Origin of the sequence: Vibrio neonatus (assembly GCF_024346975.1) — a bacterium.
GTDB lineage: Bacteria > Pseudomonadota > Gammaproteobacteria > Enterobacterales > Vibrionaceae > Vibrio > Vibrio neonatus.
In genome coordinates this window covers 2,394,329-2,418,375 of the sequence record NZ_AP024885.1, presented here as the reverse complement: position 1 = coordinate 2,418,375, position 24,047 = coordinate 2,394,329, and the positions used below count along the sequence as shown (strand labels likewise).

Sequence of the window (24,047 nt, the reverse complement as noted above, 5' to 3'; positions counted from 1 at the left end):
ATTACTCGTCGCTGGTGGTAGGTTGCGCCTTACTCACCTTAATTCTCTGTAACGATACAGTGCTAAAGTCCACCTTAGGGAATAAAAACTCCGCTTCACTGCGAATTGCATTCGCCATCTGCTGTTGGTCTAGAGCTAAATACGCCAGTATTAAGTTTTTGTATAGCGCAGGGCGTGGCTTGTCTTTTATAAACGGGAGTGACCAATCAACATAGGCTTGAATATGTTGCTTTTGATCGGTGGCAATGCCGATGTTTAACAAGGTGCTGTTAATATCCCATTCGTAACGATCTTTCCATGCTATTGGGTTTGTCACCCTATCTAAGATATCTGGATTTTTAGGCTTAGAATGTTCAAATTGAGTCAGAACATAATTGGTCTGTAGCGCTGTCACCATGTAGACGCAGGTTAATATAGGTAATATCAAACTGGCACTGCGTAGGAACATTTTACTCATGCGGCCAAAGCTTTGTGGACGATAACGTGCAGTACGTTGATCGACCCAATACAGCAGAACAATAAATGATACCCAGTGGATAGCAGAGTGATAGAAGGGGTATTCTAATTGCGTATGTAGCACTATCGGTATGAAGAGTGCCAAGATGCCAACGCGAGTGCCATGCCTGACCATATACAAGCGGTATAGCACAAACCCCATTGCCAGAAATATCCCGACTAAAGGTATTATGCCTCCTTCAATTCCCCACATCAGTAGTTCATTGTGCGGATGGTCCATCGAAGGTAAACCAGCAGGATAGTCAGGGTTTATTTGGTGCTGTCTTGCGGTATAGACAATATAAGCCGATTCAAATTTTCCGTAGCCATAACCTGAAATAGGGCGTTCGATAATCATATCAATCCCCTGCGGGAAGGTATAAGCACGTGCACTTTCTAGGTCGGCTTTTTGGCTGATTAATGACTGACTGCTGCCCGTGAAGGTCAAGCCGACACCAATAGCGAGTCCAATCAAAACCGCAGCAGACCAAATGATGGCTCGTGAGCGCAAGGCAAAGCGATACAGATAAGGCGAGACCATAGCAACCGCAATGATAGCGCCTAGCCAACCGGTTCTAGAAGCTAGCACCACCAATAAAGGGATTGTCAGTAGCGGAATGGCATACAAGAAGGAGATTTTTTGTCGCCACTTTAAGTATTTGTCGTGAGGCTGTCTTGCGAGTAAGTACCCAGAAAGCACCAGTCCTGTGGCTAAGAAGCTAGCCATGACATTAGGTTGCTGAAAGATGCCATAAGGACGATTTCTAAGTGTGTCGTATCCAAATGGATTACCCGGTGACAGTAATGTGTATTGCACCCAACCAAATAGCGCTTCAATGGCGACCGAAAATAAAATAAACCACAGTAGTCGCTGCTTTTCTTCATTACTAAATCTAAATTGCTGAAAAGATAGGAACAGAAAAAAGCCGGCCCATAATCCGATTAACCTTGGCAGTACAATCTCAACATTGGCATTGGGTAATAGTACGGGCAAGGTCATCAACAAACAGCTGATAAACAGAGCCACGGTCATTTTTGAGTATTTGATGGCGCGATTATTGGCGGTTTGATACATGGCAATACCAAGTGCAATACTCAAAAACGCCCACACTGGAGGATTAAAAGATAGCGCTAATCCTGCTCCCCCAGGGTTGGGGGAGAAGAAGTGGGTCGCGATGAGGAAGATAATCCCCATAAACAGCAGAAAACGCCTGTTAAACGGTACTTTAGGAGTCTTTTTTTCAAGTAATGTACCTGTAGTTAACAGGGTTGCCATTGGTTGCGTCCTTTGTTGTTATTTAAGCATAGGCTTTAAAAAGTGAGCGGTATGTGAGCCTTTTACTTTCGCTACTTGCTCTGGTGTACCGGTTGCGACAATTTCACCACCACCTTGTCCCCCTTCAGGGCCAAGATCGACAATCCAGTCTGCGGTTTTTATCACATCAAGGTTGTGTTCGATAACCACTACTGTATTACCGTGATCGCGCAGGCGATGTAAAACAGTAAGTAACTGTTGTATATCATGAAAGTGCAATCCTGTGGTAGGTTCATCCAAAATATACAAGGTTTTTCCAGTATCACGCTTAGATAATTCACGGGCTAATTTCACACGTTGTGCTTCACCACCTGATAGCGTTGTTGCCGCTTGCCCTAAACGAATATACGAAAGCCCCACATCAATTAAAGTTTTTAGCTTTCTGGCGATGACAGGCACAGGTTCAAAGAAAGCATGTGCATCTTCCACCGTCATATTCAGCACTTCATCGATGGACTTACCTTTGTATTTAACTTCTAAGGTTTCACGATTGTAGCGTTTGCCTTTACAAGAGTCACAAGGTACATAAACGTCTGGCAGGAAGTGCATTTCAACTTTGATTACACCATCGCCTTGACACGCTTCACAGCGGCCACCTCGTACGTTAAAGCTAAATCTACCCGGCTTATAACCGCGAGAACGAGACTCTTGAGTGCCAGCAAACAACTCACGAATCGGTGTAAATATTCCGGTGTAAGTGGCAGGGTTTGATCTTGGGGTGCGACCGATAGGGCTTTGGTCAATATCGATCACTTTATCAAAATGCTGTAAGCCATCTACCGTATCATAAGCGCTTGGATTGCTGGTGGTTGCGCCGTTGAGTTCTCTATGCGCAATCTTAAAGAAGGTGTCATTAATTAAGGTTGATTTACCTGAACCTGATACCCCAGTGACACAAGTAAACAATCCACAAGGAATAGTCAGATCAACGGTTTTTAAATTGTTACCTGACGCGCCTTTTAGCACGATTAATTTTTCTTTATCGACAGGAGTTCGCTTTTTCGGAATCGCGATTTCTTTGGTGCCGTTTAGGTATTGTCCGGTCAGTGAGTCAGGGTTGTTGATGATATCGTCATAAGTCCCTTCTGCAACAACGTGTCCGCCATGTACCCCTGCGCCGGGGCCTATATCAATAATATGGTCTGCAGTTCGAATGGCATCTTCGTCATGCTCTACCACAAGCACGGTGTTGCCAAGATCACGCAAATGGGTGAGGGTGCCAAGTAAGCGTTCATTATCTCTTTGGTGCAGGCCAATGGAAGGCTCATCTAATACATACATTACACCGACTAAACCTGCACCAATTTGGCTAGCCAAACGGATACGCTGCGCTTCACCACCAGATAGGGTTTCAGCACTGCGAGAGAGGTTGAGGTAGTTAAGGCCAACGTTAACCAAAAAGCTTAAGCGATCGTTGATCTCTTTCATGATCTTATCGGCTATTTGCGCTTTTTGCCCTTCGAGATTCATGTTTTTAAAGAAGTCTAATGCTTCGCTAATGCTCATCTCGACAATGCTAGGCAATGGCGTATCGTCTACAAATACGTTACGCGCTTCTTGTCGTAATCGAGTGCCATCACAGCTGGTGCAAGAGCGAGTCGAGATATACTTGGCAAGATCTTCACGTACAGAATTGGATTCAGTATCGTGATAGCGACGCTCTAATGTATTTAGAATGCCTTCAAATGGATGAGTTTTAACTCGAATATCACCACGATCATTGATGTATTTAAATTCGATCTCGGTGCGTCCCGAGCCTTTTAATATGATCTCTCTGATCTTCTTCGGCAGAGATTTAAAAGGCGCATACAAGTCAAAATCATAATGTTCTGCCAATGCACCTAGCATCTGGAAGTAATAATAGTTCTTTTGATCCCAGCCTTTGATTGCTCCCTCGGCAATACTTAGATTGTCATCTAAAACCACTCGGCTTTCATCAAAATATTGCTGTACCCCAAGCCCGTCACAAGTATGACAAGCCCCTGCAGGGTTGTTGAAAGAGAACAGTCTTGGCTCTAATTCTTGCATGCTATAACCACAGCGTGGACAAGCAAAGTTAGCAGAGAAAATGATCTCTTCTTGGTCACTTTTATCCATAGAGGCGACGACGGCAATCCCGCCAGAGAGCTCTAAAGTGGTCTCAAAGGATTCAGCAAGGCGCTGCTGAAGATCGCTGCGCACTTTGAAGCGATCGACGACGACTTCAATGGTGTGTTTTTTATGTAATTCTAACGTCGGTGGATCGGAAAGATCGCAAATATCACCATCAATACGCGCACGAATAAAGCCTTGTGAAGCGAGGTTTTGGAAGGTTTTAACGTGTTCCCCTTTGCGCTCTTTAACAATCGGAGCCAGCAACATCATTTTTGAGCCTTCTGGCAACTCAAGCACTTTGTCGACCATTTGAGTAATGGTTTGAGCAGATAGAGGCTCTTTATGCTCAGGACAACGAGGTTCGCCAACTCGGGCATACAATAAACGAAGGTAATCATACACTTCGGTAATGGTACCCACTGTTGAACGGGGGTTATGAGAGGTTGATTTTTGTTCTATTGAAATAGCAGGTGACAGACCTTCAATATGGTCAACATCTGGCTTTTCCATCAAAGATAAAAATTGGCGGGCATAGGCTGACAAAGACTCAACATAGCGACGTTGACCCTCGGCGTATAAAGTATCAAAAGCCAAAGATGACTTACCAGAACCGGATAGGCCGGTGATAACCGTCAGTTTATCTCTTGGAATAGTGAGGTTGATGTTTTTAAGGTTGTGAGTTCTAGCACCACGAACGTCGATAGTATCCATCTAATCCTGCTCAATTACATAATCATCTGCCAAGTATTACATAGCTTTAAACGACTGCAAATAAATACTGGATAAAAAAACAGTGACACTAGGTCACTGTTTTTAAGATTGAGAGTGGCTATCGTTTTACTTGATAGGTTCTTTTAATGTCGATTTTTTGCCAAGTTCAGTGGCTTTTTTATCTTTTAGATAGATGTTTTCAAAGCAGTAATTAGTGGCTTCGATGTAGCCTTCTACGCTACCGCAATCAAAACGAGTGCCTTTAAATTTGTAGGCAAGCACACAACCGGCTTTAGCTTGTTTAAGCAGGGCATCAGTGATTTGAATTTCACCGCCTTTGCCTGGTTCTGTTTCTTCAATAAGATCAAAGATATCAGGGGTTAAAATATAACGACCAATGATAGCTAGATTGCTTGGCGCTGTTCCTGCTTCTGGTTTTTCTACCATGTCATCAACGCGGATGATGTCGTCTTTGATTACTTCACCTTTGATCACACCATACTTGTGTGTTTCATCTTCAGGCACTTCTTGCACAGCCACAATAGAGCAGCGGAACTGCTTATAAAGCGCGGCCATTTGCGCTAGAACGCCTTGTTCTTCATTGACACACAAGTCATCAGCAAGAACAACTGCAAAAGGTTCATCACCGACTAGTTCACGCCCCGTTAGAATGGCGTGACCTAAGCCTTTCATTTCGCGTTGGCGAATGTAGGTAAAGTTAGCTGACTCAATGACATTACGAATGTCTACGAGTAATGCTTCTTTATTAGTGCCTTGAATTTGATGTTCAAGTTCATAGTTCTTATCAAAGTGATCCATGATTGAGTGTTTGCCACGACCGGTCACAATACACATTGCATCCATACCTGCTTGAATGGCTTCTTCAACACCGTATTCAATAAGAGGTTTATTAACGACAGGCATCATTTCTTTTGGCATTGATTTGGTCGCGGGTAGGAAGCGAGTCCCGTAACCTGCTGCAGGAAAAAGGCATTTTTTAATCATGAGGGGTAACCTAACTGAGTCATTATAATTAAATAGTTTTGCCTAACTCTATCATTAGAATTAGGCGATATAAAATACACTTAGGTTAAATCTGCAATTTTATTGCTTTATGGCAGAAAATGATGAGCCCATAGAACCGCTTCTTCTCTGTTTTTCACCTTAATTTTGCGAAAGATCTTATATAAATGAGACTTTATCGTGTGCTCACTAATGAATAATTGTTCAGCCAGCCCAAAGTTGGATTTACCTATTCTTAGTGCTTCCAGAACTTCCATTTCTCGTCGCGTTAAGTCAATGGTGTGCGGCGGAGCATAGCGAACCAACACGGATTGATAATAAGAAATCAACTGCTCGTTGACGGCTCTACTTAGCCATGACTGACCTTGGCTCAGCGTTTGCAACCCCAGCACAATGTCATCAAAGGATTGTTGTTTATAGAAAATACCGCGCAAACGACCGTATTTAAGTAAGTCTGTCGTTTTCAGTTGTAGTGGCGCTTGAGTAATGACCATATTGATGTGCTTCCCAGGTGTACTTGGGTTTTCAAAGTCCAAAGGGTCAAATGTGGGGTCATTGTAATCCACTAAAATAACGGGTGTTAAACTGGGCTTATAGTGCATATGCCACTCTTCGAGAGGGTACAGGGTTAGCTTTGATTTCTCTTGTAATTGTTGAATTACCTCGTCACTAAACCCGCTGCTCTCATGCAAAAAAAGCTGAGAATTTATTCCATCAAAATACATACTTTTTCTCCCTGTTAACTACGGTCAGTTTCTTTTAAATCTTTCCAATTTGAGAAACATGACACTAACTTTTTGCGATTATATTCAATAAAAAGCCCTGTTTCATGTTCTTTGTTGCATAAAATTGCGTAATAAGCCGAAAAAAATGCAAACAACTGTTTCTGCTTTTGTATAGATGTTATCTATTGGTCTGCCTCTCTATTACACTTTCTAGTGATTTAAGTAGTCCGTTATGCGTGTTATGCTTGGCGTATTAGCGCAAATAAAAAGTAAATGGAGTGATACATGGCTAGCCGTGGCGTCAACAAAGTAATTATTATGGGTAACTTAGGGCAGGATCCTGAGGTTCGTTTCGCCGCAAATGGCAATGCAATTGCAAACATCACAATTGCGACTTCAGAAACTTGGCGTGATAAAGCCAGTGGCGAACAACGTGAAAAAACAGAATGGCATCGTGTTGTTTTGTTTGGTAAAACCGCTGAGATTGCTGGTGAGTACTTGAAAAAAGGTTCACAAGTTTATATCGAAGGCCAATTGCAAACACGTAAGTGGCAGGACCAATCAGGTCAAGATCGCTACACAACAGAAGTAGTAGTGCAGTGGCCAACAGGTCAAATGCAACTGCTAGGTTCTCGTCAAGGTGGTGGCCAAGGTCAAAACCAAGGCGGTCAATACGGCGGTCAGCAACAAGGTCAACAGCAAGGTCAACAGCAAGGTGGATGGGGTCAGCCTCAACAACCTCAAGTTCACCAACCTGCACAGCAACAACCGCAACAGCAGAAGCCACAACAGGCTCCTCAGCAGTATAATGAGCCACCAATGGATTTTGACGACGACATTCCGTTTTAGAGATCAGGCTTTATATACAAAACTAGAGTTTTGAATACAGAAAACCCAGCACAGATGCTGGGTTTTTTTATTGCTTGATAAAGGAGTCAATCAATATGGATAGTAATCATCATATTATTGCAAAATTCAAGACCTGACCCCTTAACTTTATCAAACATCTCCTATGCTTAAATATTTAGGAGGAGTGATAGAGATGAAATGGATAGGCATACTTTTTTTAATTGTATTTTCAACAGCTTCCTTTGCGAATACTGAGAGTTTTATACGCTTTGAGTATCAAGGCATTACTCAGTACGGAAAACTAGAGAATAATAAGGTTTACCCTATTGTGGGTGATATTTTTACTCGATATAAAACCTCAGAAAACGCTCTACCGATAGCCAAAATTAATATGAAATTACCAACGACCCCAGAGAAAGTTTTTGCGGTAGGGATGAATTTCGCCAGTCATCTTAGTTCACCATCCTCTGCACCTCCGCCATTATTCTTAAAATTACCTTCTTCTTTGATTCTTTCTGGTGAGCCTGTATTCGCTCCCAAAGGGGCAACTAATCTGCATTTTGAAGGGGAGTTGGTGCTTATTATTGGAAAAACAGCGAAAAATGTTTCGATAGATGAAGCTAAAAATTATATCTGGGGCGTGACAGTAGGAAACGATTTAACTGAGCGTAGTTGGCAAGGTCAAGACCTACAATGGATGCGGGCGAAAGCGAGTGATGGGTTTGGTCCAATAGCTGCAACTATGACTCGAGGTGTCAATTTCAACGATGTACTGCTAACTACTCGTTTAAATGGGAAGGTAGTACAACAAGAGAGCACCAAAAATATGATTCATAGTCCAGAGAAGGTAGTGAGTTATTTGAGTCAATATTTCACTTTAAAACCGGGAGACCTTATTTTTATGGGAACACCAGGCAGAACCAAAGCATTAAATAATAAGGATGTCGTTTCTGTTTCTATAGAAGGGGTGGGTGAGGTAGAAAACCCGATATTGTTTGCTTATTGAGGTTATCGCTTATCGCTAAAAGCTCTCAACTTCGAGATAAATTAGCGGTAACGCTGCTTTTTATGGTGTTTAATTAAGTCCATACGAATTGAATATGGTTCACCCAATGAAAATTGTTATTGCCCCTGATTCATTTAAAGAGTCGCTATCGGCTAAAGAGGTGTGTCAGTGTATTGAGCTTGGTTTTAAGGAAGTCTTTCCGACAGCGCAATATTGCCACCTTCCTCTTGCCGATGGTGGAGAGGGGACGGTTGAGGTGTTAATCGATGCACTGCAAGGAGAGGTTAGGCACTCTTGGGTAAGTGATCCTCTTGGCCGACAAGTGTGTGCTAAATGGGCACTGTTAGAGCAAGGCAAAACCGCTTTGATTGAAGTGGCTTCCGCATCTGGGCTAGATCTTATTACGCCTGAAGAAAGAAACCCAGCCGTGACAAGTACTTATGGTACCGGTGAGATCATAAAAGAAGCACTGGATCTGGGCGTATCTAAAATCTTGCTAGGGTTAGGTGGTAGTGCGACCAACGATGCTGGCGCTGGAATTATTCATGCGTTAGGCGGTAAATTATTGGACGCCGAAGGTCAGTTGCTACCTGCTGGTGGCTTGGCCTTATCAAAGGTACACACGATTGATTTATCAAGCGTGCATGCACGTTGTAAGCAAGTGCCGATTATTCTAGCTTGTGATGTGAGTAACCCTTTGGTGGGGGATAAAGGGGCAAGTTATGTATTTGCTCCACAGAAAGGAGCGGATTCGTTATTAGTGGAATCTCTAGATGAGGCCATATTTCATTTTTCGACCAAGAGTTTTAATTTAACGGGGATTAAGCACTTTAATTCTTCAGGTTTCGGCGCTGCAGGTGGCGTTCCTATGGGGCTCTCATTGCTATTTCCTATGTTGACCCTTAAACAAGGAATAGAGGTTGTTTTAGATTTATTAGATGCCGATAAAATACTTGAAAACGCCGATCTAGTAATAACCGGCGAAGGGAAAATGGATAATCAAACCCTTAGTGGAAAAGCCCCTTTTGGCATTGCAAATAGAGCCGAAAATAAAGGTATTCCTGTTATTGGAATAGCAGGTTCTCTTGGTCATGAAATAGATGAGCTTTATAGCAGTTTTAACTGTATTTTTGGCACTATCCCATCACCACAAACACTTTCTCAAGTGCTAGAAAAAGCTGATGAAAACCTTATTCGCTCCTCGCGAAATATTGCGGCGTTACTGAAACTTGGACAGCAAATTTAAACTAAGTTTTAGCTTTTGAAAATTAAGTTATGATCTCCAATATATAAGAAAGTCCTCATGTAAGGTTTAGTACATATTATGGCTAAACCTTTTGATTTAACTAAATATTATTAATGCAAAATTCAAGACCTGACCCCCTAATTACCCCTACAAAGTGTGAGCGAGCTAGCTCAAATTAATAACCCTAAATTTCATATTAACTGTGATGCGTATCCTACTTTGAATTGTTCTGTAATTTTCAATGTTGATAAAAAGTAAATTTACGTTACTTTTAGTTTCAACAGAAATGATTTGTATTATAAGAATATAACAATCATATATCTGTTATATAGGGATTGAAGATGAATTATCAGGGGTCTTCATTAGCTAATAATCTTTAGGGATATCATTAATTATGATGCTTAAGACAAAACAGAAATATATTACTGCAGTTGTCGCTGCAGCCTTGTCGGTCGGGGTTCTGCCGGCTGTACATGCGGCAACAGTCTTCATTGAAAATGCCAGTTTTGAAAGCAGTTTTGACGGTTGGTCTGATACCGACCCTTCAGCAATTTCAGGGGATGCTCGCACAGGTTCGCGTTCAGCGAAAATTACTGGCTCAGCAGGTAAAGTTGAGCAAGTGTTAACGGTTGAACCAAATACTACTTATTTATTAAGTGCTTATGTTAAAGGTTTGGGTGAGATTGGCGCTGTTGTTGATGGTCAAACATACAGCAATACTGGGGGTGGGGATGACTTCCAGCAGGTTAGCCTTTCGTTCAATTCTGGCTCTGCAACGTCAGTAACTATCTTTGGTGGCTATGGTGGGGATGAAGGTCGCCTAGATGACTTTACCCTAGAAAGCACGGAAGATGGTGGTGACTCTGGTACAACTCCAGACCCAGATCCGGACACTGATGATGGCTCTGACAGTGACTCTGGCGATGGCGATTCTGGTAGCGTAGGCGGTACTTGTAGCGTAGATAATAGTGGTCAATTAAGCATTGTTAGTGCTTATGATGATGGCACGAATGATGGTCATGGACCTGAAAACACGTACGATAATAATACAACAGATGAGTCTCGTTGGTCTTCTAACGGCATCGGAAAAGCCATTACATTTGACTTAGGCTCTCAAGCTTCAGTTACTGATTTAGCGATTCAATGGTACAAAGGTAACGCTCGTAGCTCTTATTTTGATGTGGAAACATCAACAGATAACAGTAACTGGACAACCGTACTTTCTGGTGGCATTTCATCAGGTGCAGATTCTGGTTTCGAAGATATTGATGTAGCAGACACCGAAGCTCGTTATGTTCGTATTATCGGCTCTGGTAACTCTGCAGGTTCTGAGTGGAACAGCATCATTGAAACGCAAGTTTATGGCTGTGACGGTAGTGAATCAGATTCTGGTTCTGACAGCGGTTCTGGCGATTCTGATTCAGGCTCGGGTGACTCAGATGCAGATTCTGGCTCAGGTGATTCAGGTTCAGGTGACTCTGGTTCAGGCGGTGAGATTGTCGGTAGCTGTAATATTGATATGTCGATTTGGGGTTACACCACCGGTGATGGTGTATCAATGAATGATGTTGAAGATATTCAAGACCTTGTGGATAACAAAACTCTTGGCTCTAACGGCGCTGAAGAAATTATCTTTAATGATGGTTGTGTAACCTTCACTGTTAAAAACGACGCAGCAAGTTCAGGTGGCTCTAGCTACCCTCGTTCAGAACTGCGCGAGCTAATGGCAAGATACTCAGACGGCGGTGACGCTAATGTTAAAGGCATCACTAAAAACAACTGGGTAACAAGTGAAGCATCATCTTCTAACCAGTCAGATGCTGGTGGTGTTGACGGCAACATGAAAGCTACGCTAGTGGTAAACCAAGTTTCTGTGGATGCAACAAGCGAAGATCAAATTGGTCGTATCATTGTAGGTCAGATTCATGGTGAAGATCATGAACCAGTGAAGATCTACTACCGTAAACTACCTGAGCACGACAAAGGCTCTGTATTCTTTACTGTAGATGACTCTAGCGGTGACCCAGGTGACCGTATCAACATTATCGGTTTTACTGATAAAAACGATACAGATCAAGACGCAAGTGGTGACCCAGTTGAACCTGAAAATGGTATCGCACTAGGTGATGAGTGGAGCTATGAAATTGACCTAACTGGCGACCAACTAAAAGTGACAGTTTGGCATGACGGCTACACTTACACGACAGCGGATTCAATCGCTTACACCAAAACACGTTCTAAGCAAACCATCCGTAACTCAAGTGATACAGACGCAATCACAATCTCTGACTTCTATGCTTCAGATTATATGTACTTTAAAGCAGGCCTATATAATCAGAACAGAACAGGTACAGAATACCCTGATTACGCATCTGTAACCTTCACTGTAATTGACGTTACTCATGACTAGTTAAAATAAAGACAACCGTCTTTTTATAGCCAACGCCTCTTTATTGTTTAATACAGTAAAGGGGCGTTTTAGTTTTTAGTGATTTTCTTTGAAGCTGATTTAATGGCGGATTACCGTAAATTTAGCTGCCCACGTTTTCCATCTATCAAAACATACTCAATAATTAATAAATCAGTCATGAGAATTAAACGCTATCAGGATTAAATCGTGACCTTCTTTTCTAAAATAAGTCTAATAAGAGTAGTGTTACTATGATTCGTTTTAAAACTGGGTTTGTCTTTCTTTCCATTTCTTTAATTGCAGCCTGTGATAGTGAGAGTCTTGATATTGAAGCTCCAACAGAGGCAAATATTCAACTTGGCCCTCGTCCTGCTTATTTGGTTGACCAACTGGCAGAGGGAGAGCTAAAGGATAGCTTAACAAGTTGTCTAAATAACCAATCTAATTTTGAAAAGAGTGAGCTTTCTATCGGGCACCGCGGCGCACCATTAATGTTCCCTGAACATACTAAAGAAAGCTACGTTGCCGCTGCGCGCATGGGTGCTGGCGTACTGGAATGTGACGTAGCCTTTACTAGCGACGCTGAATTAGTGTGCCGTCATTCCCACTCAGATCTACACACTACCACCAATGTACTAGCAACTGAACTGGCAGATAAATGTTCAATCCCATTTACACCAGCCGATGAGCTTAACGGCGTTAAAGCACAGGCAGAGTGTCGCACTTCTGATTTTACCCTGGCTGAATTTAAGTCACTGCAAGGCAAAATGGACGCATATAATCCAAACGCGACCACAGTTGCTGAATATATGGATGCGACGCCAAGCTACCGTACTGATCTTTATGCCGGTACTGGTACTCTGATGACGCATAAAGAAAGTATCGCTTTGTTTAAAGAACTTGGCGTAAAAATGACTCCAGAGCTAAAAACGCCGGATGCACAAGACTTAGCCGCAGCTGGGCTAACTCAAGAAGAGTTTGCTCAAAAAATGATCCAAGAATATATCGATGCGGGCGTTGCACCTAGTGACGTTTACCCGCAGTCATTCTTAATCGACGATGTTGAATACTGGGTAGCCAACACCCCAGAATTTGGAGAGCAGGGCGTATACCTGACTTTCTCTCTAAACAACGTCCCAACTCCAGCTGAAATCGTAGAAAAAGGCATCAATATCATCGCCCCTATTTATCCGCTACTAGTAACAAAATCGGGTGATGAAGTCATCGCAACCGATTATGCGAACGAGATTAAAGAGTCAGGACTAGACATCATTACATGGACTATCGAGCGTCAATACACCGACTACAATGAACTAGAAGTTGTTAACGTACTAAAGAATGATATTAATGCGATTGGCATATTCAGCGACTGGCCTGCAACCGTAACGTTTGTTGATAACTGTACTGAGTAAGAGTGCATTAGTTAATAAAATAGGCTGAATAAAATGTGTGAACTAGCAGCGGTTGTTGCTGGTTTTTAGACGTAAAAAAGGCGTAGTAGGTAATAATCCACTACGCCTTTCTTTAATTTGGTGGCCCTCGCAAACCTGAATTAATCTCTTAACATATTGATCTTGTTGGGTGTTATTTGTTTTGATTTTATCAGTTGGTACATCTGGTGGTACATTGTGAAAAAGTCACTTTAATACAAAATCCAAAAATGGACTTTGTTCAATTAATAATCATCAATTTATGGAGTATTAATAGCGCCCACTAGCGGGTTGTTGTTTCTGAATTTCTCTTATTTGCAATTAACATCCATTTTTGGATTTTGTTCAATTTATACTCCTCAATTTGTGGAGCATTAATGACATCGCTACTAGCAGGTTGTTGTTTCTGAATTCCTCTTATTTGCAATTAACGTCCATTTTATGGCTTTTAAAGTATCTCGGTAGATAACAGGGGGAATGATCTGGTTTTGCGAAAGGATCTTTGTACATGTGGGAAAGTTAACTGTCTGTTTTGCATGCGGCCAAATAGGCGATATATAAACAACAACCCCCCGTCAGAAATTCTCATAAATAGCGAAATCCTGCGAGGCCGTATACCCGTGGTGAGAACGCCAGGGAGGACCCGCGGATGAAATCTCGCTATACGTTAGAATTCATTAAGTTCGTTACCATCACCTTTATCGCCACCTTCACCTATGAATCGGGATTGGGCATTAGGAGCTAATCCAAGCAAACTATCAGTGCGGGTCAGTTGCTTAGCTACGTCATTTCGAACACTCACGGCCGGGCACTTCTTTAGCTCTCAGTCTTCCGTCTCTGTGTAGAAGCCGTAGTTACTAATATCTTCATCAACTTGAATCATCCAGAGATCACATCGCAATACGCCATCAGGATGGAGGTATCCTCTCAACTCAAAGTACTACGCTCGAGCATTACCTTTCTTTGCGACTCCCATAACGATACCGCCGACACATCACGCAGCTCACCAAGAGATAGAGCACGGGTTACTCACACCTGCTAACTTATTTATCTTTTGTCCTACATTAGGAGAACTAACGCTAGATCTCACAAAACCTCCCAAAAAAAAATCCTTATTTATTGCACATAAAAATTTCCCTGGGGGGGCGGTACTGACGGGGGAGGCTGTAGAGATTTAACCTCCCCCTCTCTCTAACCTTCGTCAGGACTACGTTTAAAGGCGGTAGCACTGACCCAATCAAAGGGGGTGACCCTGCCGGCGCTACCTAGAAAAGCAGTGAAAAAAGTCATTTTTAACGGCCTTTTTCGCTATTTCTTTAATGTTTTAGAATTGATTTGTTTCAAAATAAGCCCAGTTTTACCTGGGCTTGATCGTATTTAGCTAAAGGAAAGCTGGTTTACGCCGCAGCTGGCGGTTGGATACCGGTGATCTGACAGATAGCTTTTGGCTGAGCTACGGCCACATCACCGCGTAAATGGGCGATAAATGCGTACTGCATTTGATCGGCGTACTTCTCACGTAATATCTCTACTCGCAAGTTAGAACGAATACCCATTAACACCTTGCTAAAGTCACCGGCCATGATTTGGCTTTCATTTGTGCCGACGCCTTCATTAACTGGGAATTGATTTGTCGATAGGAGTGGTAGTGCACTAATAATTTCAGGCTTACGAATAGGCTGGCCAGTCGTATCGACCAAACCACCAAACGCATACTTAGAACGTGGAGCCATTACCGCGGCGGTATGGCTCAAACTGTTAGACTCCTCTAGCATCTGTAATGCATTAAGGATAGGAGTGTAACTCGTTAATGGTCCGTCTAAAGGATGCTTAAGTATTCCTGTAGTATTAGCAATGCCGCGTGGTGTATTTTCTTCACCTTCACCAAAGAAGATTGCTCGGTCGAACTCTTGCGCCATCGCGCCCGCAAGGCATAAACCTAACGCCTCATCGAGGTTAATAGAGTCTTCCAGCAACTCACGCGGTACGCGAACCATTACGGCTAGACTGTGAGCATTCAATTCTACGCCTGAAAATGTAGGCTCTGACTCCTTCACATTGTCATTCATTGCGCGCCAACCAGGAGTAGGATCGCTCTCAATCTTGGCAATCTTAGTCTTATCTGTGTTTAGAATGACCGTTTGTACGCCGGCATTAATAGCCTGGGTCTGATTACGCATCATATCGATAAGTTGACGTAGTGTATGAGTCGGGACAGTAATACCACCTGCCGAATCACTACCGCCTAGGGCGCGTTCTTCAGCCTCGTTACGTGAGCCGTACATCATGGCGCGCATCATAGCACCTGGTGATATGTGCTCACGCTGTTCCACTTGAGGCGTTGAAGGATTAAAGAAACGCTTTTCCTTACCTAAGACCTCTATCGGGTTACCGTTTTGATCCTGGTAAGGTGTTGCGGTGCGACCTTCGGGTGAAAAACTTGAATCACCATTATCAAGTGCATCTTCATCCATTAATAAAAGGCGCTCTTCTCGCTCAATCTTCGCGTCAAAGTCATTTAATTTAGATTCAAGATCTTCCCACTGGCGGCGCTCTTCTTCTGTTGGAGATCGATCACCAATCTTAGTGTGAATGCTGCGCATTTGTTTAGCTAAGTTGTTTCGCGCCTGCTTCATTTCATACAACTTTTTCATAATTTGTACTTTCTCCCATTAATAAAAAAGCAATTATTCAGCGACCATTTCGCCGCAGTCATCACCTAGGTTGGCCAGCTCCGCCGATGCAATACGGAATAGCGCCGGTGACACTTCAACGCTAACTGCTACAAAACCACCTTCTGGGTAGCTAATAGGGAACGCATTACCATATTGAAAGTCTTCGGATTTCTCACCATCAATGCCAATCAAAGCCGACGTGTCACCGATGCTTAAATAGTCCACTTTTGCTAACTGTTCAGGGTGATCGAGCAACTCAGAAAGGCGATTTAAAAAACCAGGGAACGCAGCCACACGAGCCGCCCAATTAACACGATCGGTTAACGTACCAGGTAAGCAAATTGCAATAAGGATAATCGCGGCTTCTTGGTTGCTCATGTTTACTAGGTTCTTGCCTAGCGATTTAGTAAGCAGACCGGCTTTAACTAGAGCGCGTCGCGTCTGCTCAATGTGGGAAGGTTTGATTTTGTGGCCAATAGCCTCAGTCAGTGCAATGCAAAAGTTTCGGTTAGTGATTTTGGTCATCTGTCTTCGCCCTTTGGTTTCCATTAGTTTAGAAATCAAGCTTAGGGACACGACAAACCTTTGTCAACTATACATTCTGTGGAATAGATAAAATATCTTCCTCTAAGGAAGATTGAATGATGAAACTTATCACTTTACTGATTAACTCTTTATGCAACCGACATCGATGTCGGTCACATAGTCTCTTACGATTCAATAGACCCAGTTCTGGACGCAGTTAACTCAGGGTCTAAAATTCAGTTGTGGATGCAGCTTCTATGGTCAAAATAGATACGCTCAAAACTGAACATATCTACAAGCATTTAGACCGGGAGAAGTGTAATTCACCTGCACTAAAGGATATTAACTAGGCAAGACAACTTAGCTCAGTCAATGTTTGGTTATACAATCCTTGTTTCTTAGATCGGGTGAATTCGAGTTCTCCCGACTTAAAGAAACTTCTTTTAACCATCCAACGCTAGCCCAGTTAAGCTCATTACCCGAATCAGAACCACCAGCGCTAAAACCAGAGTGAGGATTGTTTTCTTTCGAGGTAGAGTCCCCCAGTTCTGGAGGTAAACTACTACGATCCCTGCGCAGTCTTTGTATTTTAAGTTCAGTAGCTTTAATCACTGACGGATCCAGTCCAAGCTTTTTAGCTCGAGTTAAGTACTCAATCTCTCCGTTGATTTCGATGTCAATACTTGAACACTTCGGCTTGGTACTCTCTGTGGGTCTTACTGGCTTGATGGTTGGGATCTTGTTGTGCTCTTTGGTAAGCCATCTTGTTATGAATCCGAACATTTCAGATTTATTCTTTCGCTTGCTCAGGTTCTCATCGCACCAGGACTTCATTCGACGTAGCTCGCTAACAACATCCAAATTTGGATACGTCCCTTTCAGCTCATCAAGTTTACTCTGAGTGATAGGGAATGGGTTTTCATCCTGATTTGTAGAAATAAATAAAATTGGCGGAGCTTGAGACGAGAGTGTGCTCGAGGCCCTCTCTTTCTTTTGTATATTTGTATTTTGTAAAGATGTCTTTTGTGTAGCTCGATTTTGATACGCCCCGCGCTTCGTTTTTGATACGCCCTGCGCTTCGCTTTTGATACGGATATCGCATTGATTAGGTGTATCGTTTTTGATACGCGTATCGTTTTTGATACGGGTGGTTCCTTTGTTTGTTTGCCATTTGTCAGTAGTATTTATTCCATAATGTGGTTGCGTTTCTCCACCACAATCTCTTGCAGGCATTGTTCTTTTAAACAAGATCCCCTTCTTAACTAGACTGCAGCGAGCTCTCCTAGCATTACTCTCTTGGAGGCATGTTTTATTGGCTATTTGGGTTGCACTAACCCAATCAGACTCTTTATGAAAGCCAATGGTTTTCTCATAGACAACAAAAAACACTTTGCTTTCAGATTTATTAAGGTCAGCACATTGAAGCGCTTTGCATAGTTCGTTAGGGAACTTACTCCACCCGGTCGCTGTTTCTTGCTGTAAATCGCTTTCATCGGGAATAGGTAGGAAGATCTGATTAATTACACCCATGCTTGAGCCTCCATACCAGCCACAGTGATATGTAAAGTCGAACCATCGGAAAACTCAGTTATGAGCCCGTCAATAGCTGTCCCGTAAGGGAAACACTTTAGGAAGGTGCAGGGCTTGTCTACGCTATGCAGGGCGCAAAACTCAGCAATAGCCTTGCCTTGCTCCGCTACGTTCTCCGGTGTGTATTGGTTAGTTACCGTGCCTTGGTACTCATTTTTCAGAAATAGGGCGAATTCATGAGCGTTACACATAGTGCTGCCCTCCCATAGCTGGGGACTGACGCACGAACACTAAAGGCATTCCATCAAGTTGTTTACGTGCTAGTGGCTCAGATTGAGCCACTACCGATACAGTGCGAACTCGCTTAAGGTTGGATAGCTTTTGACGCTTACGGGCAACCAAGAACGTGTAAATCATGGTTTTAGGTGTAGCTTGGGTAGGGGTGGTAGTCATATGACCGTCTCCTTGCGTTGGTTTTAACCACCACCGAAGAGGTTCCAATCTCGAACTGGTGGTGGACTGAAAGAGGTTGGAACTACCGTACGCAAGGAAACGGCCGACCGAAGTCGCCTCAATCAGCCCACCATAATTTTGATACAACTCCGCTAGGGAATTATAAAGATGTGCGCTAATTTTACGCATAAAAAAACCAGCTAAGTGCTGGCGTCTATGCGCCTTGCTGTTAAACGGGGTTCCAATCCCGACTAAAGATTTTGCTTTAGTGTTAATAAATCTATCACCTAGGCTTTCTTTAGGCAAGCCTAACCCCTGCGGATTTTCCGCATAATTCAAAATATTCATAGATTAGACCTATTGCTGGTGGATGTTTCTTGAGTACGGGGGAGTGGGTTCTAGAGGGGTAACACTGTAATTACCATCCCAGTCCTTACGCATTGGCAAGAAATCATCCAGGTACAACTTATACAGAAGACCTGCGCCTACTTCGGTGATAAAGCAACACGATCTGTGCTTCCCTGGCTTATATTCGAACGACCTTACTTTGAAGTGAACGTTATAATAAAAATCAGGCTCGTATCCATTATTAAGATTAATGAGCACCCTTAATTTAGCCAAAGCCCTCTGTACTTTCTGGGTGTTGACGCCATTCAGTTGCCTACAGAACTCAGGGATCGTTAAGTTAGTTGTAAGTTCTGCGGCTACACCGCAAGGGCTCAAGTTGGATCTCTTATAATACTTGGGGCGGTTTCGTGTTAATGACTCATTAGTCATTAGGCCACCTTATCACGTTGTGAGATTTGGCTATTAACCCATTGGTTAACCTCAGACTCTACAAAGGCAATACTACGGCCACCAAGTGACACGCTTTTAGGGAATAAGCCTCTATTCATGCGGTCGTAAACAGAGCTTTTTGACAGGCCTGTAATACGCAATACCTCAGGCATACGTACTAGGCGTTGTTGGGTGGCTTGTTGGTTCATAGTGTCCTCGTCTATGTAGTCTTAGATAGTCTTAAACGACAAAGGACACGTTACTATACTGTATGAATAAACATGAGAAAATTAACTTAACTTTCTAGAAAGTTAGTATTTCATTCGTTGGTTTTAGGCTGACCAATCCAATTAGCAAGTGTTTTTCCTGTGGGGGTGGCAATAGGTTGCAAACCTTTGTCTGTAAGGTACCTATTTAGAGTTTGTTCCTTCTGTGCCTCACTTGCATCATACAGCTTGTCTCTGAGCTCAGGTACCAGATCTAATAGGCGGCGAATTAGCTCTGTTTGCCTGGGCTCTGTTCTTGGTTTTCTTGCTGGCGTGTTAGGTGTGTGAGTGGGTTGGTCATCGATTAGGTCTAGCTCCTTACCCTCGTTAATTGCTTCAATGATTCGTTTTAAATCTTCATAGACGATCACTAGGTCTTTAACTCGGATTTCATACGGGTAGACAAGGGCTGGCACGTACGCTCCAGGCGATGACGGTGCGCCTAATTGGGCTAGCTGTACGCACTCGATAACGGAATCAATATCTTCAAACCAAATCGACCCCATAATTGGAGTGATACGCCAGATACCGTCCGCCGAATGATAAGATTCTCCGTCAACGTTTTTTCCTAGATAAATCATTTTGGAATACTTTGTACTTAAGGCGCTGTTAGCGAATCCTTTCGGGGGATCTTTAATTTCTAAATCTTTGGTTAAGCCGTCCCATATTGCAGGCTCTTTGATTTCAATCGCTGGGGTAATAAGCCCCTGATCGAGCCAATGTATAAGATCCTCCACTTCTACACAAAGCATTTTAGACGCACGCTCAAATGAGCAATACTGTAGTGGAATCAATTCTCGTCTATTCATATTTCACGCTCTCTTAGTGCGAACTCTAAAGGGTAGTGTTGCCAGCTAGTAGAGTGCCAGCGTTCGGGAGCTACCCTAGGCAACACAAAGTTAATTCGGTTGGTGCTGGTGGTTGTTATCCAACAATCCGCAAGCTCCTGGTACCAGTGACGGACACTGAGCCGTAACTCGCTTTCTCTATATGGTTACTCCACCATTCCATTAGCTTACGGCGCCTTTCTAGGTACTCAGCTCTGTTATAAGCACGCCTCACCTCGTTCTTGTCGATATGTGCTAATGCAGACTCGATAATGTCAGGGTCAAATCCTTGTTCATTTAGTGTGGTTGAAGCTAAAGATCTCAGGCCGTGAGCCACCAGCTCACCTTCAAAGCCCATGCGCTTTAGTGCCATATTGGCCGTTTGAGTGTTTGTATGAGTGTTTGGGTTTCTATGCCCAGGGAAAACATGGTTCCTATTGCCACTAATAGGGCGCATTAGCTCAAGTATTTGCATTGCTTGCGGGGTAAGCGGTACCTTGTGTGGGATCTTCATTTTCATTATGTCTGCAGGTATTTCCCAAATACCATTTACAGTATCAATATGGTCCCACTCTACAGTTGATGCCTCTTTAGGCCTGATCATAGTGTGTAGCTGCCACTCAATTAAGCATCGAGTTGTTCTTGTTATATTGGCTCTATTGAGGGTCTGCATTAGCTCAGGTAGGCGCTCAGGCTTAATGGTTGGCATGTGTTTGCGTTTGGGGGCAGGGAACATTTTAGTGACATCAGCAAGGTAATTGACTTCGATATAGCCACCAGCAACAGCAAGGCGCATGATCTCGTTGATGATGCGACATAAGCGCTTAACTGTTTCTAGGTTTCCTTTTGCCTTTACCGGCTCAAGAATATTAATTATGTGCTTAGGCTTTATGTTTTCTACCGGGGTGTTCTTTAGCAGGGGAAGTATGTGCTTCTCAAGAGCTCTGTAATTAGCATTAGCTGTTTCTGGGTTTACCTGTTGGCGCTTGAGTGTAAGCCACTTATCAGCAATTACACCAAAAGTGCTTTCAGTCGCTTCTCGTTTTGCCTCGCTTTGTTCGTCCCTATGCGCTTTAGGATCGATGCCTTGCGAAAGCAATACCTTTGCCTCTTGCATTTTTCGCCTGGCATCAGCTAGAGATACCTCAGGGTAGGAACCCAAACCAAAATTAGTTCTTCTCTTGGTAACCGGCTGCGTATATTTCAGTACCCATAGCTTCGAGCCACTAGGGCGAACCCTTAATTGCAGACCGCCACCATCAGAGAGTGTGTACTCTTTTTCAGATTTTTTTGCTTGTTTTACTTGAGTGTTGGTTAGATTAGATGTGGTTCTGGCCATGAAATCCCCTCAATTGTACCAACGATTTTTAACATTCGAGGTTGTTGGTACATTTAATGGTACATTAAAAACCGGTTCTTTCAAGACGCCTTCGACAAGCTTGGAATTTAGATAACAGATAAACCGTTGAATTGATTGGACTCAGAAAACAAAAAAGACCGCGACGGATGTCAACGGTCTTGAATATGGTGGCCCCTCGCAGACTTGAACTGCGGACCAATCGATTATGAGTCGACTGCTCTAACCACTGAGCTAAGGGGCCTTTGTAGGGTGAAGATTATATGAGATGGACAGGGGAGTGTCTAGGTGAAGTCGCTAGAATAGGGAGTAATAATGTACAGTTTTTGTGCTATCAAACCGATAAATACAAAAAAGGTGAGCTAGTGCTCACCTTTTGTACATAAAGACTAATTGTTTACTCGTCTAGGAAGCTGCGCAGTGTTTCTGAGCGGCTTGGGTGACGCAGTTTACGTAGTGCTTTTGCTTCGATCTGACGGATACGTTCACGAGTAACGTCGAACTGTTTGCCCACTTCTTCTAGAGTGTGGTCAGTGTTCATGTCGATACCAAAGCGCATGCGCAGTACTTTAGCTTCACGAGGTGTTAGGCCTGCTAGTACGTCTTTAGTTGCAAACTTAAGGCTAGTTGCCGTTGCTGAGTCTAAAGGTAGTTCTAGAGTCGTATCCTCGATGAAATCACCTAGATGCGAATCTTCGTCATCACCGATTGGTGTCTCCATTGAGATTGGCTCTTTAGCAATTTTAAGTACTTTACGAATCTTGTCTTCTGGCATTTGCATGCGTTCTGCCAATTCTTCTGGCAGTGGCTCACGGCCCATCTCTTGAAGCATTTGACGAGAGATACGGTTCAATTTGTTGATGGTTTCAATCATGTGCACAGGGATACGAATAGTACGCGCCTGGTCAGCGATAGAACGTGTAATTGCCTGACGAATCCACCATGTCGCATAAGTTGAGAATTTGTAACCACGACGGTATTCAAATTTATCAACGGCTTTCATTAGACCGATGTTACCTTCTTGGATAAGATCCAAGAACTGTAGACCACGGTTGGTGTATTTCTTCGCGATAGAGATAACCAGACGTAAGTTCGCTTCTACCATCTCTTTTTTCGCACGGCGAGCTTTTGCTTCACCGATAGACATACGACGGCTGATGTCTTTAATAGACTGAACCGTTAGAGAGGTTTCTTGTTCAATGCTTTTCAGCTTTTGAATAGAGCGACGGATGTCTTCTTCGTTACGACGAATCTTTTCTTTATAAGGTGCTGTTGAAGACAATACATTGTCTACCCAAGCATCGCTTGATTCGTTGCCAGTGAAAGTTTTAACAAATTCTTTCTTAGGCATGCCACCGTATTCTACGGTTTGACGCATGATTAAGCGCTCTTGTGTGCGAACTCGCTCCATTGAGGTGCGAAGCTGAGTCACAAGGTGATCAAACTGTTTTGGCGTTAGACGGAATTCGCGGAATACATCATTAACCTTAGCAGTTGCTACTTTAAAGGCTTTGCTGTCGCGGCCTTCGCTGTTAGAAACTAGCTGTAGGTTTTGGTATGTGTTACGAAGATTGGTGAACTTCTCTAGAGCTAGCTCTGGATCGATACCTGTATCTTCTTCTTCCTCGTCTTCGTCATCTTCAGCATCGTCAGCGTCTGATTCTTCAAGATCGGTTTTAGCCAGCTCTGAACCAACGTGAGTTGCTGTTGGCGCTGTTGTACCGTCATCATCAGGGTCAACAAAACCTGAAATAATGTCTGTTAGGCGAAGTTCTTCAGCTTGAACTTTATCGAACTGCTCTAAAACATACGGTATTGTGCCAGGAAATTCTGCAACTGATGCTTGAACTTGGTTGATGCCATCTTCGATACGCTTAGCGATATCAATCTCGCCTTCACGAGTTAGAAGCTCAACAGTACCCATTTCACGCATGTACATGCGTACTGGATCTGTTGTTCGGCCAATTTCACTTTCAACGGTGCTTAAAGCGGCAACAGCTGCTTCAGCTGCATCCTCATCGACTTCTGTGCTTTCATCATTGATCGTGTCATCATCGATCTCAGTGGCGTTTTCTACCACTTTGATACCCATGTCGTTGATCATCTGAATGATATCTTCGACTTGTTCTGAATCTACGATTTCAGGCGGTAGATGGTCGTTAACTTCGGCATAAGTTAGATAGCCTTGCTCTTTGCCTTTAAGAACAAGCGCTTTAAGCTGTGACTGCCTATTTTGATCCATAGATGGTATCCAAATTCTGGTCTGGTGAAGGAACTAGTTTGCGAAATGCAGACCGCTAATTATAGCAAACTTTTTTACATTACAAGCGTTC

Annotated in this window: 19 protein-coding genes and 1 tRNA gene; 5 read left to right on the top strand and 15 right to left on the bottom strand. The window is 43.1% G+C overall.

Annotation, left to right across the window (positions count from 1 at the left end; genetic code table 11):
- Position 1: 1 nt before the first annotated feature.
- The 4 genes from OCU38_RS11210 to OCU38_RS11195 form a co-directional block, all read right to left on the bottom strand.
- Positions 2-1,771 carry a PglL family O-oligosaccharyltransferase gene (locus tag OCU38_RS11210; RefSeq protein ID WP_261823126.1) on the bottom strand — a complete coding sequence of 590 codons (1,770 nt, stop codon included), beginning with the start codon at positions 1,769-1,771 and terminating at the stop codon, positions 2-4.
- Positions 1,772-1,789: 18 nt separating this feature from the next.
- Complete coding sequence (gene uvrA, locus OCU38_RS11205) at positions 1,790-4,615, bottom strand: excinuclease ABC subunit UvrA (RefSeq protein ID WP_261823125.1); 2,826 nt, start codon at positions 4,613-4,615, stop codon at positions 1,790-1,792.
- Between the two features lie 126 nt (positions 4,616-4,741).
- Positions 4,742-5,620: a UTP--glucose-1-phosphate uridylyltransferase GalU gene (gene galU / locus OCU38_RS11200; RefSeq protein ID WP_261823124.1), complete on the bottom strand. Its 879-nt coding sequence runs from the start codon at positions 5,618-5,620 to the stop codon at positions 4,742-4,744.
- Positions 5,621-5,727: 107 nt separating this feature from the next.
- Positions 5,728-6,363 (bottom strand): LuxR C-terminal-related transcriptional regulator, encoded by a 636-nt coding sequence (locus OCU38_RS11195; protein ID WP_261823123.1) that lies wholly within the window; start codon positions 6,361-6,363, stop codon positions 5,728-5,730.
- A 285-nt stretch (positions 6,364-6,648) separates the two neighbouring features.
- Between OCU38_RS11195 and OCU38_RS11190 the strand changes: the two genes are divergently transcribed.
- The 5 genes from OCU38_RS11190 (at position 6,649) to OCU38_RS11170 (ending at position 13,286) form a co-directional block, all read left to right on the top strand.
- Positions 6,649-7,212 carry a single-stranded DNA-binding protein gene (locus tag OCU38_RS11190; protein ID WP_261823122.1) on the top strand — a complete coding sequence of 188 codons (564 nt, stop codon included), beginning with the start codon at positions 6,649-6,651 and terminating at the stop codon, positions 7,210-7,212.
- Positions 7,213-7,405: 193 nt separating this feature from the next.
- Positions 7,406-8,218 (top strand): fumarylacetoacetate hydrolase family protein, encoded by an 813-nt coding sequence (locus OCU38_RS11185; RefSeq protein WP_261823121.1) that lies wholly within the window; start codon positions 7,406-7,408, stop codon positions 8,216-8,218.
- A 106-nt stretch (positions 8,219-8,324) separates the two neighbouring features.
- A complete protein-coding gene (locus tag OCU38_RS11180; protein WP_261823120.1) occupies positions 8,325-9,464 on the top strand; it encodes a glycerate kinase in 1,140 nt (379 codons plus the stop codon).
- A gap of 394 nt (positions 9,465-9,858) precedes the next feature.
- Complete coding sequence (locus tag OCU38_RS11175) at positions 9,859-11,874, top strand: polysaccharide lyase family 7 protein (protein ID WP_261823119.1); 2,016 nt, start codon at positions 9,859-9,861, stop codon at positions 11,872-11,874.
- A gap of 251 nt (positions 11,875-12,125) precedes the next feature.
- Complete coding sequence (locus OCU38_RS11170) at positions 12,126-13,286, top strand: glycerophosphodiester phosphodiesterase family protein (RefSeq protein ID WP_261823118.1); 1,161 nt, start codon at positions 12,126-12,128, stop codon at positions 13,284-13,286.
- A gap of 685 nt (positions 13,287-13,971) precedes the next feature.
- On the opposite strand, the gene OCU38_RS11165 is transcribed toward OCU38_RS11170, so the two are convergent.
- The 11 genes from OCU38_RS11165 to rpoD all read right to left on the bottom strand — a co-directional run bounded on the left by OCU38_RS11165 (position 13,972) and on the right by rpoD (position 23,956).
- Positions 13,972-14,106, bottom strand: a complete 135-nt coding sequence (locus tag OCU38_RS11165; RefSeq protein ID WP_261823117.1) for a hypothetical protein — start codon at positions 14,104-14,106, stop codon at positions 13,972-13,974.
- A gap of 595 nt (positions 14,107-14,701) precedes the next feature.
- Positions 14,702-15,958 (bottom strand): phage major capsid protein, encoded by a 1,257-nt coding sequence (locus OCU38_RS11160; protein ID WP_261823116.1) that lies wholly within the window; start codon positions 15,956-15,958, stop codon positions 14,702-14,704.
- Between the two features lie 33 nt (positions 15,959-15,991).
- Positions 15,992-16,504, bottom strand: a complete 513-nt coding sequence (locus OCU38_RS11155) for a hypothetical protein (protein WP_261823115.1) — start codon at positions 16,502-16,504, stop codon at positions 15,992-15,994.
- 369 nt (positions 16,505-16,873) lie between these two features.
- Entirely contained in the window at positions 16,874-18,034 is a 1,161-nt protein-coding gene (locus tag OCU38_RS11150) for a replication protein (RefSeq protein WP_261823114.1), read from the bottom strand.
- Positions 18,025-18,285, bottom strand: a complete 261-nt coding sequence (locus tag OCU38_RS11145; protein WP_261823113.1) for a hypothetical protein — start codon at positions 18,283-18,285, stop codon at positions 18,025-18,027. Before OCU38_RS11145 ends, OCU38_RS11150 begins: the two co-directional genes overlap by 10 nt.
- Positions 18,278-18,835, bottom strand: a complete 558-nt coding sequence (locus OCU38_RS11140; protein ID WP_261823112.1) for an ash family protein — start codon at positions 18,833-18,835, stop codon at positions 18,278-18,280. The genes OCU38_RS11145 and OCU38_RS11140 overlap by 8 nt, the downstream gene beginning before the upstream one ends.
- Positions 18,836-19,263: 428 nt before the next feature.
- Positions 19,264-19,473 (bottom strand): helix-turn-helix transcriptional regulator, encoded by a 210-nt coding sequence (locus OCU38_RS11135; RefSeq protein WP_261823111.1) that lies wholly within the window; start codon positions 19,471-19,473, stop codon positions 19,264-19,266.
- A 110-nt stretch (positions 19,474-19,583) separates the two neighbouring features.
- Positions 19,584-20,339, bottom strand: coding sequence for a hypothetical protein (locus OCU38_RS11130; RefSeq protein WP_261823110.1), 756 nt, complete (start codon positions 20,337-20,339; stop codon positions 19,584-19,586).
- Positions 20,340-20,454: 115 nt separating this feature from the next.
- Entirely contained in the window at positions 20,455-21,696 is a 1,242-nt protein-coding gene (locus OCU38_RS11125; RefSeq protein WP_261823109.1) for an integrase domain-containing protein, read from the bottom strand.
- A 186-nt stretch (positions 21,697-21,882) separates the two neighbouring features.
- Positions 21,883-21,958, bottom strand: a tRNA-Ile gene (locus tag OCU38_RS11120).
- A 153-nt stretch (positions 21,959-22,111) separates the two neighbouring features.
- The gene (gene rpoD / locus OCU38_RS11115) at positions 22,112-23,956 is read right to left on the bottom strand and encodes an RNA polymerase sigma factor RpoD (RefSeq protein WP_021714336.1); all 1,845 of its coding nucleotides are present in this window, start codon (positions 23,954-23,956) and stop codon (positions 22,112-22,114) included.
- Between the last annotated feature and the right edge of the window lie 91 nt (positions 23,957-24,047).